13 protein-coding genes are annotated in these 14210 nt (G+C 60.8%); 10 read left to right on the top strand and 3 right to left on the bottom strand.

What is annotated here, in order from left to right:
* Positions 1 to 74 precede the first annotated feature (74 nt).
* On the top strand, positions 75 to 710 hold the full coding sequence (gene yihA / locus ACYASU_RS24840; protein WP_065987940.1) for a ribosome biogenesis GTP-binding protein YihA/YsxC: 636 nt from the start codon (positions 75 to 77) through the stop codon (positions 708 to 710).
* A 238-nt stretch (positions 711 to 948) separates the two neighbouring features.
* On the opposite strand, the gene polA is transcribed toward yihA, so the two are convergent.
* Positions 949 to 3714 carry a DNA polymerase I gene (polA, locus tag ACYASU_RS24835; RefSeq protein ID WP_463584386.1) on the bottom strand — a complete coding sequence of 922 codons (2766 nt, stop codon included), beginning with the start codon at positions 3712 to 3714 and terminating at the stop codon, positions 949 to 951.
* Positions 3715 to 3788: 74 nt separating this feature from the next.
* Here polA and ACYASU_RS24830 point away from each other — a divergent pair, with 74 nt between their 5' ends.
* Both ACYASU_RS24830 and ACYASU_RS24825 read left to right on the top strand, forming a co-directional pair.
* Positions 3789 to 4079: a DUF2782 domain-containing protein gene (locus ACYASU_RS24830; RefSeq protein WP_463584385.1), complete on the top strand. Its 291-nt coding sequence runs from the start codon at positions 3789 to 3791 to the stop codon at positions 4077 to 4079.
* A 34-nt stretch (positions 4080 to 4113) separates the two neighbouring features.
* Positions 4114 to 5064: a homoserine kinase gene (locus tag ACYASU_RS24825; protein WP_463584384.1), complete on the top strand. Its 951-nt coding sequence runs from the start codon at positions 4114 to 4116 to the stop codon at positions 5062 to 5064.
* A 91-nt stretch (positions 5065 to 5155) separates the two neighbouring features.
* Here the strand turns inward: ACYASU_RS24825 and ACYASU_RS24820 are convergent, their stop codons facing one another.
* Positions 5156 to 6076: a zinc ABC transporter substrate-binding protein gene (locus ACYASU_RS24820; protein WP_463584383.1), complete on the bottom strand. Its 921-nt coding sequence runs from the start codon at positions 6074 to 6076 to the stop codon at positions 5156 to 5158.
* A gap of 66 nt (positions 6077 to 6142) precedes the next feature.
* Here ACYASU_RS24820 and ACYASU_RS24815 point away from each other — a divergent pair, with 66 nt between their 5' ends.
* The 4 genes from ACYASU_RS24815 (at position 6143) to ACYASU_RS24800 (ending at position 9071) form a co-directional block, all read left to right on the top strand.
* Positions 6143 to 6625, top strand: coding sequence for a Fur family transcriptional regulator (locus ACYASU_RS24815; protein ID WP_122534313.1), 483 nt, complete (start codon positions 6143 to 6145; stop codon positions 6623 to 6625).
* Positions 6625 to 7425, top strand: a complete 801-nt coding sequence (gene znuC, locus ACYASU_RS24810) for a zinc ABC transporter ATP-binding protein ZnuC (RefSeq protein ID WP_463584382.1) — start codon at positions 6625 to 6627, stop codon at positions 7423 to 7425. The genes ACYASU_RS24815 and znuC overlap by 1 nt, the downstream gene beginning before the upstream one ends.
* Positions 7418 to 8200, top strand: a complete 783-nt coding sequence (gene znuB, locus ACYASU_RS24805; RefSeq protein WP_172610143.1) for a zinc ABC transporter permease subunit ZnuB — start codon at positions 7418 to 7420, stop codon at positions 8198 to 8200. The genes znuC and znuB overlap by 8 nt, the downstream gene beginning before the upstream one ends.
* A 157-nt stretch (positions 8201 to 8357) precedes the next feature.
* Positions 8358 to 9071, top strand: coding sequence for a PA5502 family lipoprotein (locus ACYASU_RS24800; protein WP_463584381.1), 714 nt, complete (start codon positions 8358 to 8360; stop codon positions 9069 to 9071).
* Between the two features lie 72 nt (positions 9072 to 9143).
* Here the strand turns inward: ACYASU_RS24800 and katE are convergent, their stop codons facing one another.
* Positions 9144 to 11303 carry a catalase HPII gene (gene katE / locus ACYASU_RS24795; protein WP_463584380.1) on the bottom strand — a complete coding sequence of 720 codons (2160 nt, stop codon included), beginning with the start codon at positions 11301 to 11303 and terminating at the stop codon, positions 9144 to 9146.
* A 382-nt stretch (positions 11304 to 11685) separates the two neighbouring features.
* On the opposite strand from katE, the gene ACYASU_RS24790 reads away from it, so the two are divergent.
* The 3 genes from ACYASU_RS24790 to ACYASU_RS24780 all read left to right on the top strand — a co-directional run bounded on the left by ACYASU_RS24790 (position 11686) and on the right by ACYASU_RS24780 (position 14206).
* Positions 11686 to 12693 (top strand): methionine ABC transporter ATP-binding protein, encoded by a 1008-nt coding sequence (locus ACYASU_RS24790; protein WP_463584379.1) that lies wholly within the window; start codon positions 11686 to 11688, stop codon positions 12691 to 12693.
* Entirely contained in the window at positions 12693 to 13367 is a 675-nt protein-coding gene (locus tag ACYASU_RS24785) for a methionine ABC transporter permease (RefSeq protein ID WP_065987960.1), read from the top strand. The genes ACYASU_RS24790 and ACYASU_RS24785 overlap by 1 nt, the downstream gene beginning before the upstream one ends.
* Before the next feature lie 65 nt (positions 13368 to 13432).
* The gene (locus tag ACYASU_RS24780; protein WP_346627326.1) at positions 13433 to 14206 is read left to right on the top strand and encodes a MetQ/NlpA family ABC transporter substrate-binding protein; all 774 of its coding nucleotides are present in this window, start codon (positions 13433 to 13435) and stop codon (positions 14204 to 14206) included.
* Positions 14207 to 14210 lie beyond the last annotated feature (4 nt).

Genomic DNA, 14210 nt, shown 5'->3' with positions numbered 1-14210 from the left:
ATATACTCGCGCCCATTGAACGGAAAAAGACACGCCGTTGCCGCGCACGTCGCAACGCCCCCACCGGATATCCCATGCAACTCAAAAACCCTATTCTCGGCCTGTGCCAACAAGCCAAGTTCATGCTCAGCGCTGCCAAAGTCGACCAATGCCCGGATGACGAAGGCTTTGAAGTCGCGTTCGCCGGCCGCTCCAACGCCGGTAAATCCAGCGCGCTGAACACCCTGACTCACGCCAGCCTGGCGCGCACGTCGAAAACCCCTGGCCGCACCCAGCTGCTGAACTTCTTCAGCCTGGACGACGACCGCCGTCTGGTCGACTTGCCTGGCTATGGTTACGCGAAAGTGCCGATTCCGCTGAAGCTGCACTGGCAGCGCCACCTCGAAGCCTATCTGGGCGGCCGTGAAAGTCTGAAGGGGCTGATCCTGATGATGGACATCCGCCACCCGATGACCGACTTCGACCTTTTGATGCTCGACTGGGCCATCGCCAGTGGTATGCCGATGCATATTCTGCTGACCAAAGCCGACAAGCTGACCTTCGGCGCGGCGAAAAACACGCTGCTCAAAGTCCAGTCGGAAATCCATCGCGGTTGGGGTGACGCAATCACCATCCAGCTGTTCTCGGCACCCAAGCGCATGGGCCTGGAAGAGGCTTACACCGTGCTGGCGGACTGGATGGAACTGGAAGACAAGGCACCGGCGGCCTGAATCGCAGGCAAAAAAAACCCCGGACTTCATGTGGGGAGGGGAAGTTCGGGGTCCAAGTCCAGACCTCTCGGAAGGGGTCCGGATATCTGCCAACACTTAACACAACATAGGAGCATGAATGGCTACGTCAGCCATTCGCAAACTCAGACCGGGTTTTGTCCGCCGAAGTTCAAAACCGGCGGAAATTTAATGATGGCGCGGTTCCGACTCCCTGCAGAATCGGAACGGCAAACCAGTATCAATGCGCCTCGTCCCAGTTGTTCCCCACACCCACTTCAACCAACAGCGGAACGTCCAGCTCGGCGGCGCCGCTCATGTGCACGCGGATGTCCTTGCTGATCTGCTCGACCAGATCCTCATGCACCTCCAGCACCAGTTCATCGTGAACCTGCAGGATGACGCGAGCATCCAGACCTGAGTCTTCCAGCCAGCCGTTCACCGCGACCATCGCCCGTTTGATGATGTCCGCCGCCGTGCCTTGCATCGGCGCGTTGATCGCCATGCGTTCGGCACCTTTGCGCAGCGCCTGATTCTTCGCGTTGATGTCCGGCAGGTACAGGCGACGACCGAAAATGGTCTCGACATACCCTTGTTCCGCCGCCTGCGCACGGGTGCGCTCCATGTAATCCAGCACGCCGGGATAGCGCGCGAAGTAGCGATCCACGTACGCCTGGGATTGCTTGCGATCAACACCAATCTGCTTGGCCAGCCCGAACGCGCTCATGCCGTAGATCAGGCCGAAGTTGATCGCTTTGGCGCTGCGGCGCATGTCGTTGGTCACGTCCGGCAGTTCGACACCGAACACTTCACCCGCCGTTGCGCGGTGCACGTCCAGGTCGTTGCGGAAGGCGTGCAGCAAGCCTTCGTCCTTGGCCAGATGCGCCATGATCCGCAGCTCGATCTGCGAGTAGTCCGCCGCCAGCAGTTTGTAGCCTTGGGGGGCGACAAACGCCTGACGTATGCGACGACCCTCGGCGGTCCTGATGGGGATGTTCTGCAGGTTCGGGTCGCTGGAGGACAAACGGCCGGTCACCGCCACCGCCTGATGGTAGGAGGTGTGGATTCGCCCGGTGCGCGGGTTGATCTGCTCCGGCAGGCGATCGGTGTACGTGCTCTTCAGCTTGCTCATCGAGCGGTACTGCATCAGCACCTTCGGCAGCGGATATTCCTGCTCAGCCAGTTCAGCGAGCACCGCTTCAGCGGTGGACGGCTGGCCGGTGGCGGTCTTGCTGATGATCGGCATGCCGAGCTTTTCGTAGAGAATCACCCCGAGCTGCTTGGGCGAGCCGAGATTGAATTCCTCACCGGCGATGGCGAACGCTTCGCGCTCAAGCTCGGTCATTTTGTTGCCCAGCTCAACGCTCTGATTGCCCAGCAGATTGGCATCGACCAGTGCACCTTGACGCTCGATGCGCGCCAGTACGGGCATAAGCGGCATTTCAATGTCGTTCAGCACAGGGGCCAGACTCGGCGTCTTGGCCAGCCTGTCCTGCAGCACCTCGTGCAGGCGCAGCGTCAGGTCAGCCTCTTCCGCCGCATAGGTGCCGGCCTGCTCCAGCGCGATCTGGTCGAAACTCAGCTGTTTCGCACCTTTGCCCGCGATGTCCTGGAAATTGACCGGCGTGTGATCCAGGTACTTGGCGACCAGGCTGTCACGGTCGTGGCGCGTCGCGGTGGAGTCGAGCACGTAGGATTCGAGCATCGTGTCGAACTTGACGCCCTGCACGTTGATGCCCTGGCTCTGGTCGCCGTCAATGGCGGAGTTGGCCAGCAGGTTGATCGCAAACTTGGCGTGTTGGCCGACCTTGATTTTGCTCGCGTCCTCCAGGATGGGCTTGACCGCTTTCAGCACCGCGTCGCGATCCAGTTGCTGCTGCACCCCCATATAGGAATGGGTCAGTGGGATGTAGCAGGCTTCGTGGGTCTTGATCGCAAACGACAGACCGACGATCTGCGCGCGCTGGGCGTCGGTGCCGTTGCTCTGCACCACGAAGGCGAACAACTGCGCGGCGTTGAGCTTCTTCAGCCAGTCGTCGAATTGGGTTTGCTCAAGAATGAGCTCGTACGTGGCTTCGATGATCGGCGCCGGCTCGGCAGCGGGGACGACTTCCGCGCCTTCCTGGCGGGCATCACGCTGCAGATCGGTGATCCAGCTTTTGAATTCCAGCTCGGTGTACAGCGCCATCAGCGCTTCACGATCAGGCTCGCCGCAGTGCAGAGCGTCGAGCTCGATGTCCAGCGGCACGTCGATCTTGATGGTCGCCAGCTCGTAGGAAAGGAAGGCCATCTCCTTGTGTTCTTCGAGCTTGGCCGGCAGGGATTTGGCGCCCCGAAGCGGCAGCGCTGCCACTTTGTCGAGGTTCGCGTAAAGCTCTTTCAGGCCGCCGTTGATGCCCACCAGCAGGCCTGCTGCGGTTTTCTCACCGACACCGGGCACGCCGGGGATGTTGTCGACCTTGTCGCCCATCAGCGCCAGGTAATCGATGATGTGTTCCGGGCCGACGCCGAACTTCTCTTTCACGCCGGCAACATCCAGCACGCTGCCGGTCATGGTATTGACCAGCGTGATGTGGCCGTCAACCAGCTGCGCCATGTCCTTGTCACCGGTGGAGATCACCACCGGACGATCGGCGGCCGCGCTGCTGCGCGCCAATGTGCCGATCACGTCATCGGCCTCCACGCCTTCGACGCACAACAGCGGGTAGCCGAGGCCTCGCACGCAGTTGTGCAAGAAGTCGATCTGCACGCGCATGTCGTCCGGCATGCTGGGGCGGTTGGCTTTGTATTCGCCGTAGAGCGCGTCGCGAAACGTCCCGCCCTTGGCGTCGAACACCACGGCAAACGGGCTTTCAGGATATTGCCTGCGCAGGCTTTTGAGCATGTTCAGCACGCCCTTGACCGCACCGGTGGGCAGGCCTTTGGAGGTCATGAGCGGCGGCAGCGCATGGAACGCGCGGTAAAGATAAGAAGAACCGTCCACCAGGACGAGGGGCGCAAGACTCATGTGCAAGATCAACCTTTTCGGCGGGGTCGGCGCTAGAATGCGCGGACCGTTGACGACAAAGGCACAAGGTTATCATGCGCGCGCTGAATCGCCTGTTACTGCTCGGCGGGTTGCTGGCCTGTTCGTGGCTGGCGGTCGCGGCGGATGACGAAGCGCCATCGGCAGAGCCTGATGTGACCATCCGTCAGGACAGCGACGGCTTCATCAAGGAGTATCGTGCGAACGGATTCGTGTACGCCGTGAAGATCACGCCCAAACACGGCAAGCCTTATTATATGGTGCGCGCCGACGGCACAAGTGGTCAATTCATACGTTCGGATCAACCGGACATGCTGATACCCCAATGGGTACTATTCAGCTGGTAACGCCCTACATTCACTCTCTTGCTGGCAGTCTTCTATGTCCGTTTTTACTCCCCTGGCTCGGCCCGAGCTGGAAGCTTTTCTCGCCCCGTACGGGCTTGGCGCCCTGCGTGATTTTCAGGGCATTGCCGCTGGAAGTGAAAACACCAATTTCTTCATCAGCCTGGAGCAGGGCGAATTCGTGCTGACCCTGGTCGAGCGCGGCCCGGTTCAGGAAATGCCGTTTTTCATCGAGCTGCTGGACGTCCTCCACGATGCCAACCTGCCCGTGCCCTACGCACTGCGCACCACCGACGGCCAGGCCCTGCGCGAGCTGAAAGGCAAACCGGCGCTGCTGCAACCGCGTCTGTCCGGCAAGCACCCGGCCGAACCCAACACCCAGCACTGCGTGCAAATTGGCGAGTTCATGGCGCACATGCACATGGCCACACGCAGCGCGACTATCGAGCGTAAAACCGACCGTGGTCTGGACTGGATGCTGGAGGAGGGCGGTAATTTCATCTCTCACCTGGACGAGGCGCAGGGCGCGCTGCTGACCAAAGCCGTCGAGGAAATTCAGCGTCGCAAGGCGGCCATCATGGCGCTGCCGCGGGCCAATCTGCACGCCGACCTGTTCCGCGACAACACGCTGTTCGAAGGCACCCACCTGACGGGCGTGATCGATTTCTACAATGCCTGTTCCGGGCCGATGCTGTACGACGTGGCGATTGCGGTGAATGACTGGTGCTCGTTTGAGAACGGCACCATTGATGCGCCGCGCGCCCGGGCGTTTCTGGGTGCGTATGCCGCGCTGAGGCCGTTTACAGCCGCCGAAGCCGAGCTGTGGTCGACGATGCTGCGTGTGGGTTGCGTGCGCTTCTGGCTGTCACGCCTCATTGCCGCCGAAACCTTCGCCGGCCAGGACGTGCTGATCCATGATCCGGACGAATTCCGCAAACGCCTGGACCAGCGGCAGGAAACCCATATCCCGTTGGCGTTTGCGTTGTAGACATCAGAAAGCTTCGTGAGCAAGCTCACTCCCACAGGGACCGCGTTCAACTGTAGGAGTGAGCTTGCTCACGAAGGCGTCGGCCCAGCACTTACAAACCTTCCAGACACCCCGCCAGATCATCCGCCAGCTTGCTCAGCAATTGCTCGTAACCCTGGGCAGTGGCGGGTGTGTAGCCGCCCAATCCGTCCAGCTCGGCCAGTTTGACCGGCAGACCCGCACTCAACGTGTCGGCCAGACGCGGGCGAAGGGGCGGTTCGCTGAACACGCAGGTCTTGCCGAATTCGGTCAACCGCGCGCGCATGGCAGCGACATGCTGAGCACCCGGCTGAACCTCGCTGCTGACGGCAAAGACGCCCGCATGCTTCAACCCATACGCTTCTTCGAAATAATCAAACGCCTCGTGGAACACGAAATACTGCTTGCCCGAAATATCAGCGACCCGCTGTTTGATTTTGGCGTCCAGCGCGTCAAGGCGTGCGCTGAAGGCTTTGACGTTGCTCTCGTAACGCGCCGCATTGGCCGGATCGGCCTGGCTCAAGTCGACGGCCATCTTCGCCGCAATCACCCGCGCATTGACTGACGACAGCCACAAGTGCGCATCGACGCTGCCCGGGCGATGATCGTGGTCATGCTCGTCTTCGTCATCATCGTGATGCTCGGCGCTGGCGGTGAAATGACGCAGGTGCATGCCCGGCAACGACTCGACCGGGACCGAGGCTTTGCTGCGCCCGGACAGCACGCGAGGCAGGAACGTCTCCATGTCCGGGCCAATCCAGTAGAGCAAATTAGCTTCCTGCACGCGCCGTACGTCGGACGGGCGCAGCGCATAGTTATGAGGGGATGCGCCCGGCGGAAGCAGGACTTCCGGCACCGCGATTCCGTCCTGCACAGCCGCGGCGATCAGTTGCAGCGGCTTGATGCTGGTCAGGACGCGGACGTTTGCTTCAGCAGCAGTGATGGTTGAAAAACCGGTAATAAATACGACAAAAAGTAAAAAAAGTCGGGACACGATAACCACTCATGGGGGCAGGAACGGGTAACATAATAACGTCTCTCTCAAAGGCCGTCGCCGCTCATGTCTAAAACACCCCTGGCCAGTCGCCCCCACGATCACTCCCACTGCGTGCACAGTGCGCTCACTGAAGCCGACACGCTGTGCGCGGGCAAAGGCCTGCGCCTGACGGCCCTGCGTCGTCGCGTGCTGGAGCTGGTCTGGCAGAGCCACAAGCCGCTGGGCGCCTATGACATCCTCGCCGTGCTCAGCGAAGAAGATGGCCGCCGCGCCGCGCCGCCTACCGTGTACCGCGCGCTGGACTTCCTGCTGGAAAACGGTCTGGTTCACCGCATCGCGTCGCTGAACGCCTTCGCCGGTTGCAACCACCCCACCCACGCGCATCAGGGCCAGTTCCTTATCTGCCGCGAGTGCCACGCCGCCATCGAGTTGCAGCACGCCACCATCAGCGCCGCCATCGTCGACGCTGCCAACGAGGTGGGCTTTGACGTTGAAGCCCAGACCGTCGAAGTCGTTGGCGTGTGTGCCGGATGCAAGGCCGCCTGATGAGCGATGCACTGATCCGCCTGAAGGACGTCAGCGTGACCCGCGCCGGCCAGAGCGTGCTGGAAAACATTCAGCTGAGCGTCAGCTCGGGCGAAATCGTCACCCTGATCGGCCCCAACGGGGCGGGCAAGACCACGCTGGTGCGCGCCGTGCTCGGGCTGCTCAAGGCTGACTCGGGGGAGATCTGGCGCAAGACGAAACTGCGCGTCGGTTACATGCCGCAAAAGCTGCACATTGATGCCACGCTGCCGTTGTCGGTCCTGCGCTTCCTGCGGCTGGTGCCCGGCGTTGATCGCGACACCGCTCGGGCAGCGCTGGTCGAGGTCGGCGCCGAGAAAGTCATCGACAGCCCGCTGCAAGGGATCTCCGGTGGCGAGATGCAGCGCGTGCTGCTGGCGCGAGCGCTATTGCGCAAACCGGAGCTGCTGGTGCTCGACGAGCCGGTGCAGGGCGTGGATGTCGCCGGACAGGCCGAGCTGTACGCGCTGATCACTCAGCTGCGCAATCGGCACCAATGCGGTGTGCTGATGGTTTCCCATGACCTGCACCTTGTGATGAGCACCACCGATCAAGTGGTCTGCCTCAATCGCCACGTGTGCTGCTCCGGTCACCCCGAGCAGGTCAGTAACGATCCGGCTTTCGTTGAGCTGTTCGGCCTGAACGCGCCGAGCCTGGCGATCTATCACCACCATCACGATCATGCGCACGACCTGCATGGCGAAGTCTGCCAACCCGCTCAAGTCCACGATCACGTTCATACCCACACTCACGACCACGGGGACAGCTGCAAGCATGGCTGATTTTCTTCTTTACGCCTTGCTCGCAGGCCTCGCGTTAGCGGTAGTGGCAGGCCCTTTGGGGTCCTTCGTGGTCTGGCGGCGCATGGCTTATTTCGGCGACACGCTGTCCCATGCCGCGCTGCTTGGCGTGGCGCTGGGCTTTCTGCTGGACATCAGTCCGACGATCGCCGTCACCGTGGGTTGCCTGCTATTGGCGGTTTTGCTGGTGACCCTGCAGCAGCGTCAACCGCTGGCCTCCGACACGCTGCTGGGCATTCTGGCGCCAAGCACCTTGTCCCTCGGGCTGGTGGTGTTGAGCTTCATGCGTGACGTGCGCATTGACCTGATGGGCTATCTGTTCGGCGACCTGCTCGCCATCAGCCCGAACGATCTGGCGTGGATTCTGGCGGGCAGCGCGTTGGTGCTGGTGTTGATCTGTGCGCTGTGGCGACCGCTGCTGGCCATCACCGTGCATGAAGAACTCGCGACGGTTGAAGGTCTGCCAGTGGCGACACTGCGCATGACCTTGATGCTGCTGATTGCCGTGGTCATCGCGGTGGCCATGAAGATCGTCGGCGTGTTGCTGATTACCTCGCTGTTGATCATTCCCGCCGCTGCGGCACAACGTCACGCCCGCTCGCCGGAGCAAATGGCCCTGGGGGCAAGCATCATCGGCGTCATTGCGGTGTGCGCGGGTCTGGCGTTGTCATGGTTCAAGGACACCCCGGCAGGCCCGTCCATCGTGGTCTCGGCGGCGGCGCTGTTTCTGCTCAGCTTCCTTTTGCCCAAGCGGTAGAACCTTGGGTGGCGGGTAGAGTCATACTCCGCAATAATCCAACGGCGGCAATGTGCAATGACTCCTTGCGCGCCCACCGATAGTGATCAGTTATTTTCGGGGCAAGTCACTTATGTGTAGACTTGCTCGTTTTTTGCGCAAATAGAGAATCGCAGGAATGAAGCCGTTCGCATCCCGTTATCTGCTGCTTGCTGCATTTTCCGCTCTGTTGAGCGCTTGCCAGAGCAAGCCCGTCGAGCAGCCCGCGCCTGTGGCTGCGCCCGATGCCTATCAGCAGCTGGAACAGAATATCGCCAGCAGCGAGTTGGCGACTGCCGAAGATCAACTGGCCGCGCTGCAAAGCAAATCCCCGGACGATCCCCGACTCGAGCAGTACCAGCGTCAGTTGGCCGAGGCGTACCTGAGCCGTAGCCAGATCGTGCTGCAAAAGGGCGACATGAACGCTGCCGCCACCGCGCTCAGCCGCGCCCGTGCCTTGATGCCAAAAGCCCCGGCGCTGACCAGCGGCGTCAACGGTGCCATCGCCCACGCCCGTAAAGCCGAGCTGGAGAAGGCGGAAGCTGATCTGCGGGCTGCCGAAGCCAAGCGCAAGGCGAAAGTAATCGACCCGAGCGCCGAGAGCACGACCATCGAGCTGAAGCTCAGTGACATGAAACAGCTGCGCCGTCAGTTGAGTGACATCGCTGAGGACGTGACAGCCTTCAACTGCGACGTCACCGTGCAGGTGCCGCGCACCGACGACTACCCTTGGCTGGCGACGTTGCTGACAAAGCGTGTCACGAAGATCAACCCGGATTTCGAGTTGCAGATGCAGCGCGAAATCGAGCGGACCGAGCCTGCTAAGATTGTGCTGAAACCCGCTCAGCTCTGATTGTTTTTTGATCAAAAGAAAAGGCGTTGCCCTCGCGGGCAACGCCTTTTTTGTTGCAGCTAGTCCTGCAGATTACGCAGGAATTGCCTTCGCTTTTGGCTCACGAGCCCAGACGCGGTGCTGCTGGATCGCATCGAAAAACGCCTTGAACGAGGCGCTGTCCGAAACGGCCAGCAAGCCGGCATCGGCTTCCAGACGCAGCAGGTCGATCAGTTTCTGTGCATCACCCGCGTAAGCAATGGCTTTGAGGTGCTTGTACGCCTCAAGCACGTAATGCAGTGCCACGCCGTCGCCGCTCAGGGCTTTGATCGAAGCGTCGCCGCCCGGGATGAACACGGCATCGAACGCAACCGATGGCAAACCTTCCATCGAAGCGTCAACGGCCAGGGACGCGCCGCCTGCGGTCTTGACCGGCGCGGAGGTAGGACCCAGCACCTTGGCATGTGCGCCTTCGGCTTCCACCGCCGCTTTCATCGCCGCTACCGCTTTGTCGTCGACGCCATTGGCGACCAGGATGGCAACTTTGCGCGAAGCGATGTCGGCAGGCAGCAGGTTCGCCTGGCTCAGCAGCGGCGACTTGTCGACGCTCAGCTTGCCGTTGCTTTGCGCTTGAACGGTCGCTGCTTTAGGCGCCGGCAAGCCAAGGTTTTCAGCCACACGTTTAGCCAGGGTGAGGTCGATATTCGCGAGAATCTCGTTCACCTGACGTGCGCGGATGTGCTCACGCTCAACCTTGCCCAGCTCGAAGCTGTACGCCGCGATGATGTGCTCTTTCTCGTGCTCGCTCATGCTGTTGAAGAACAACGTGGCCTGGGAGAAGTGATCGCCAAACGAAGTGCTGCGCTCACGCACTTTTTCTGCCGAGACGCGCTCGTGATAAGTCTCGAAGCCACCATCCTGCGGACCCGCAGGGGTTTCTTTCGGCCAGCCGCCGTCGATCGAGTTAGGCTCGTAGGAAGCACGGCCCTTGTCGATGGTGGTGCGGTGTTGCGCATCACGCTGATTGTTGTGGTTCGGCGAGACCGGACGGTTGATCGGGATCTCGTGGAAGTTCGGCCCACCCAGTCGGCTGATCTGCGTATCGGTGTAGGAAAACAGACGACCCTGCAGCAGTGGATCGTTGGAGAAGTCGATACCCGGCACGACGTGGCCTGGGCAGAACGCAACCTGCTCGGTTTCGGCGAAGTAGTTGTCCGGGTTGCGGTTAAGCACCATTTTGCCCAGCGGCGTTACCGGCACCAACTCTTCCGGGATGATCTTGGTCGGGTCCAGAAGGTCGAAGTCGAACTTGTGCTCATCTTCCTCGGCGACAATCTGTACGCCCAGTTCCCATTCCGGGTAGTCGCCCATCTCGATGGACTCCCACAGGTCGCGGCGATGGAAGTCGGTGTCCTTGCCGGCAAGCTTCTGCGCTTCGTCCCACACCAGGGAGCAGGTGCCGTACTTGGGCTTCCAGTGGAATTTGACGAACGAGGACTTACCTTCGGTGTTGATCATGCGGAAGGTGTGGATGCCGAAACCCTGCATCGAGCGCAGGCTTTTCGGGATCGCACGGTCCGACATGGTCCACAGCACCATGTGCGCGGATTCCGGCACCAGGGAAACGAAGTCCCAGAAGGTGTCGTGGGCCGAGCCGCCGGTAGGGATTTCGTTGTGAGGCTCTGGCTTCACGGCATGTACGAAATCGGGAAACTTGATGGCGTCCTGGATGAAGAACACCGGCATGTTGTTGCCGACCAGGTCGTAGTTGCCTTCGCCGGTGTAAAACTTGACCGCGAAACCGCGTACGTCACGGACGGTGTCGCCGGAGCCACGTGGGCCTTGAACCGTGGAAAAGCGTACGAACACCGGAGTTTTCTTGCCCGGGTCACGCAGGAATTCGGCCTTGGACAGCGCCGAATGATTCTCGTAGGTCTGGAAGTAACCGTGGGCCGCCGTACCGCGCGCGTGGACGATGCGCTCCGGAATGCGTTCATGGTCGAAGTGGGTGATCTTCTCGCGCATGATGAAGTCTTCGAGCAGCGAAGGGCCGCGCGATCCGACTTTCAGCGTGTTCTGGTTGTCGGAGATCTTAACGCCCTGATTGGTGCGCAAAGCCTCGCCGGTAGCGTCGGAGCGGAACGTTTCAAGACTTTCGATCTTGGCGTTGGTGTTGCCACGGTCCAGCGTGTCAGTGCCAGCCAGTTCACTGTTGCCGTTGGGGCTAACAGGCGGATTGGTGTTCTTACTCATCAGGCAAAACTCCTCAGTTCGGACGGCTCCTTTTTTAGCCTCCAACGACGTGGAGGCAGCAGAAGCTCGTAGGCGGAAATGCCTGACATGCAGCCAGGCAATATTCAGGCGCTAAGTAAATGACTGACGATGAAATCAGCCGTTCCGTTTGTTTTTCCGATTCTTCGATTTCCATCGCCAGACTGACAGGCGGCCATCCATATGACCATTCGGCAGGTGCAGTGCGAAATAAATGCTAAGAAGGCTGGGCCCAACCCGGATTTCACAGGCTAAAATGCGCGCCCGGTTTACCCAGCCGAAGCCGAAATGGCATCGCTCAGCAGCGTGATGAAGGCCCGAGTCTCCACGCTGATTTTTCAACGCGCCCCACAAGGTTCGCTCCGTGATCGAGTTCCAAAACGTCCACAAAACCTATCGGGTCGCCGACAGGGAAATTCCCGCGCTGCACCCCACCAGCCTGCGCATCGAAAACGGCCAGGTCTTTGGCCTGATCGGCCACTCCGGCGCCGGCAAAAGCACGATGCTGCGCCTGATCAACCGCCTTGAAGCCCCTAGCGGCGGCAAGATTCTGGTCGATGACGTCGATGTCACCGCACTGGACGCCGACGGTCTGCGCGGCTTCCGCCGCCAGGTCGGCATGATCTTCCAGCACTTCAATCTGCTGTCGTCCAAGACGGTGGCCGATAACGTCGCCATGCCGCTGACGCTGGCCGGGGACATGTCCCGCGCGCAGATCGATCAGCGCGTGGCCGAATTGCTCGCCCGCGTGGGTCTTTCCGATCACGCCAAAAAATACCCGGCGCAGTTATCTGGCGGTCAGAAGCAGCGGGTCGGCATCGCCCGCGCGCTGGCGACCAAGCCAAAGATTCTGCTGTGCGACGAGGCCACCAGCGCCCTCGACCCACAAACCACGGCATCGGTGTTGCAGCTGCTGGCCGAGATCAATCGCGAACTGCAGCTGACCATCGTGCTCATCACCCACGAAATGGACGTGATCCGTCGCGTCTGCGATCAGGTAGCGGTCATGGATGCGGGCGTGATCGTCGAACAGGGCGCTGTGGCCGATGTATTTCTGCATCCCAAGCACCCGACCACTCGCCGCTTTGTGCAGGAAGAAGAAGAAGTCGACGAAAACCAGCTGAACAGCGATTTCGCCCATGTTCAGGGCCGTATCGTGCGCCTGACGTTTCAGGGCGACGCGACCTACGCGCCATTGCTGGGAACGGTCGCGCGGGAAACCGGCGTGGACTACAGCATTCTGGCCGGCCGTATCGACCGCATCAAAGACACGCCTTACGGGCAACTGACGCTGGCCATCACCGGTGGTGACATGGACGCCGCGTTCGCCCGCTTCACCGCAGCCGACGTTCACATGGAGGTCCTGCGCTGATGGACACTTTTCTCAACCTGTTTTCCAACGTCGACTGGTACGAAATCTGGCTGGCGACCGGCGACACCCTGATCATGCTTGGTGTCTCGCTTGCCTTCACCGTATTGCTGGGCTTGCCGCTCGGCGTGCTGATGTTCCTGACCTCGCCACGTCAGTTGCTTGAGAACAAGCCGGTCTACACCACCGTCGGCTTGATCGTGAACATGCTGCGAGCGCTGCCGTTCATCATCCTGCTGATCGTGATGATGCCCCTGACGGAAATCATCACCGGCACCTCTCTGGGCATTCTCGGCACGCTGCCGCCATTGATCGCAGGCGCTACGCCGTTCTTCGCGCGCTTGGTGGAAACCGCCCTGCGGGAAGTGGATCGCGGCATCATCGAGGCTACTCAGGCGATGGGCGCCACGACTCGACAGATCGTGATCAAGGCGCTGTTGCCTGAAGCACGCCCCGGCATCCTCGCGGCGATCACCGTGACTGCGATTGCGCTGGTGTCGTTCACGGCCATGGCCGGTGCGGTCGGCGCCGGTGGTCTGGGCGATCTGGCGATTCGCTACGGCTATCAACGCTTCCAGAACGATGTGATGTTTGTGACGGTCGTATTGCTGCTGGTGCTGGTGCAGATCCTGCAAACCGTTGGCGACAGACTGGTCGCGCACTTTTCACACCGTTAACCGAATTCGCCGGTCACTGACCGGCAGGTGCACGCCGCTGCGCGTGCATTTCAGGAGTAGTAGAAATGAAGAAGCTGTTGGCCGTATTCGCTGCTGTGGCGGCCCTGTCCGCCCATGCTGATGAGACCTTGACCGTCGCGGCCTCCGCCGTGCCACACGCCGAGATTCTCGAGTTCGTGAAGCCGATGCTGGCGAAGGAAGGCGTGACGCTGAACGTGAAGGTGTTCAACGATTACATTCAGCCGAACGTGCAGGTCGACCAGAACCGCATGGACGCCAACTTCTTCCAGCACCAGCCATATCTGGATGAGTTCAACAAGGGCAAGGGCACCCATCTGGTGAGCGTGGCCAAGGTTCACATCGAGCCGTTTGGCGCGTACTCGGACAAGCTCAAGAGCCTGGCCGAGCTGCCGGATGGCGCCAATGTCGCCATCCCGAATGACGCCACCAACGAGGGCCGCGCGCTGTTGCTGCTGGTCAAGGCCGGTCTGATTACCCTGAAGGATCCGACCAGCATCACCGCAAAGCCGAGCGACGTGCAGCAGAATCCGAAGAATTTGAAATTCCGCGAGCTCGAAGCCGCGACCCTGCCACGGGTACTGACGCAGGTGGACCTGGCGCTGATCAACACCAACTACGCCCTGACCGCCAAGCTTGATCCGACCAAGGATGCGCTGATCATCGAAGGGTCGGAGTCGCCATACGCGAACATCCTGGTGACCCGCGAAGACAACAAGGATGCCCCGGCCATCCAGAAACTGGTCGCCGCGCTGCACAGCCCGGAAACCAAGGCATTCATCGTTGATAAGTACAAAGGCGCCGTGGTTCCGGCGTTCTGATCGC

This window comes from Pseudomonas sp. HP_12, from assembly GCF_055283955.1.
Note: the sequence above shows the minus strand (reverse complement) of the source record. Positions and strands in the feature narration are given on the sequence as shown.